This is a genomic window from Alienimonas chondri, from assembly GCF_013036045.1.
Classification (GTDB): Bacteria; Planctomycetota; Planctomycetia; order Planctomycetales; family Planctomycetaceae; genus Alienimonas; species Alienimonas chondri.
The window spans coordinates 1-2,328 of record NZ_WTPX01000296.1 but is presented as its reverse complement, the minus strand read 5'-3'; the positions used below and the strand labels follow the sequence as shown (position 1 = coordinate 2,328).

2 protein-coding genes and 1 pseudogene are annotated in these 2,328 nt (G+C 70.1%); all 3 read right to left on the bottom strand.

What is annotated here, in order from left to right:
* Positions 1-61: 61 nt before the first annotated feature.
* A complete protein-coding gene (locus LzC2_RS21145; protein WP_171190003.1) occupies positions 62-880 on the bottom strand; it encodes a hypothetical protein in 819 nt (272 codons plus the stop codon).
* Positions 877-1,842 (bottom strand): hypothetical protein, encoded by a 966-nt coding sequence (locus LzC2_RS21140; protein WP_171190002.1) that lies wholly within the window; start codon positions 1,840-1,842, stop codon positions 877-879. Before LzC2_RS21140 ends, LzC2_RS21145 begins: the two co-directional genes overlap by 4 nt.
* Positions 1,843-1,981: 139 nt before the next feature.
* A pseudogene (locus LzC2_RS21135) lies at positions 1,982-2,328 on the bottom strand (hypothetical protein); the annotation flags it as partial.

Genomic DNA, 2,328 nt, shown 5'->3' with positions numbered 1-2,328 from the left:
GCCCCTCTCCCCCCGGTGTTCCTCAACTGGGGGCGAGGGGAGTACAGGTGAGGCACTGTCGCTACTCGTCCGCCGGGGCGAGCGACTCCAGGAACGCGATGATCTCCGCCTCGTCGTATTCCCGATCGGGCAGGGAGATCTGCACGATGTAAGTGACGTCGCCGTCGCGGAAGGCGCCGAAAACCCGACGAATCGGGCCGGCGGGGGCGGTCGAACCGTCCGCCTTGACGACCGGCTCCGGATCGCCGGGCCGCGGCGCCATGTCGGCGGCGGTCGCGGGCGAGGCGCCGAAGGCGACCGGCAGATCGAACCCCGCCCGGGTGACGATCGTCCGCACCTGCCCGGTGCCGGTGCCGGCGCCGGCGCCGTCGGGATCGTCCGGGGCGCCCATGTCTGGGTCGCCCATATCCGTGGCGGCCGCGGCGGCGACGGCGGCGGGGTCCGCATCGTCGTTCGTGCGGCGGGACAGAATCAGCCGCCCCCCGCCCTTTGAGGCGTAGTCCACCAGATCGGTCCGCCCGTCGCTAAACCAGCCCACGATCGGCGGCGGGGGTACGCCGAGCGCCTGCTCCGGCTCGAAGCGCTCCGGGATCTCTGCGGTGATCAGGGCGGCGGTGATCTCGCGGATGCGCTGCGGGTCGTCCTCCTTCTCGACGCCGTTCGCCCAGCTCAGCCCGCCGCCGCAACAGACCAGCACGCACAGCCCCGCGGCGCCGAAGATCCAGGCGAACATTCGCGCCTGCGTGTCGGCCGGCGCGTCCGACGCCGCCGCCAACGCCGCATCCGGCGTGCGGGCCACGGGCGGGTCGCCGACGTGAGAATCAGTGCCGGGAGAATCAGCGCCGGGGGGCGTCGGGTCGTTCGGAGCGTCGTCCGTCACTCGCCCGGCCCGTCGTTCGTCAGCTCCGCCGCGTCGTCTTCGACCGAGTCACCTTCGACCGCGTCACCTTCAACAACGTCGCTCTCGGCCGCGTCGCCGTCCGTCACGGGGGCCTCCTCCAAGACCGGTTCCTTGCCGGCGGGGACGGGTTCGGTCTGGGGATCGACCAGTTCGATGCTTTCGAGCATGGAGACGATCTCGGCCTCGTCGTATTCGTCGTCGGCGATCATCAACTGGAGGATGTAGACGTCGGTCCCGTCGGCGAAGGTGCCTTTGATCTCGTGGTAGGCGCCCAGGTCGGCGCCCTGTTGGCTCCGACCGGTGCCCTCGCTGAACTGCCACTCGACGTCCCGACCGTCAGCGGTGGTCAGGGTGCGGGTTTCGGTGGTGGTCACGTCCACCCGCACGCCGTTGTTGTTGCTGTTCTGATCCATGCTTTGCCGCATCTGGGCCTCCATCTGCTGGCGGTCGCCGCCCTCGTTCGGGATGCGCAGCTTCATCAGCATCAGTTGACCGCCGCCGGGAACGCCGTAGGCGGCGAGGTCCATGCGGAAGTCGCCCATCCAGCGGGCGAACGGCATCTCCCCGCCCATGCTGATCTCGGGGGTGAAGTCGTCCGGGATGTCGATGACGAGCATCTCATCCGTTTTGGCCCGCACGCCGGCGGGGGTGACGTCCGGGTTGGTGAAGCCGCTGGCGCTCAGTTCCCAGAACAGCCCGCCGCAGCACAGCAGGGCGAGCAGCCCGCCGCCGACCAGCAGCCCGACAATCACCTTCACGGCCGTGCCGACCCCCTTTTTGGGGTTGGGCGCCTCCACCTCGCGGTCGGAGGCGTAGGTGCCCAGATCCGCGTGGGGGCCGTCGTCGGCGTCGCCGAAGTCGTCGCGGGCGAAATCGTCGTTCCGAGCGAAGTCGTCGCGGTCGCGGTCGCGGGAATCGTCGGCCCAGGGGTCGTCGGCCATCGGAGCGGATTGCGGAAAGCGTGTCGAAGGAGAAGCCAGCGACCGATTGTGCGTGCGCCGCCCCGGCACGACAACGCCGCCGCCGAGGACGACCGCCTGGGGAAACAAACCGCAAGGGGAACGCGGGGGCCGCGACGGGTCATCCGTCGACACGTTCGGCGGGGGAACGCCCCCCCGACGGACGCAGCGGGCGCGGCAGGCGGCCCTCCACCAAGCCCAGCAGGTCCAACGCGATCTCGGCGCCGATCGCGCGGCCCTTCGTCAGCCACGCCGCCGCGAACGCCCACGCCGCCGTGCCTTCCAGCCAAAACAGGGCGTTCCAGCGGTCGCACAGTTCCCGCAGGTCGTCCGGGAACAGGAATAAATACGCCCCCATCGCCGGCGTCGACAATAAAATCACGATGCCGCTGACCCGATAAATGAAGTTCCGCCACCAGACCTTCGAGTCCGAGGCGGCCTCGCGCTTCTCGCGCCCCCGCTCCCCCT

Excerpts from the sequence above, each read along its gene's own strand:
- LzC2_RS21140 (WP_171190002.1), bottom strand. The coding sequence starts at position 1,842 with ATGGCCGACGACCCCTGGGCCGACGATTCCCGCGACCGCGACCGCGAC.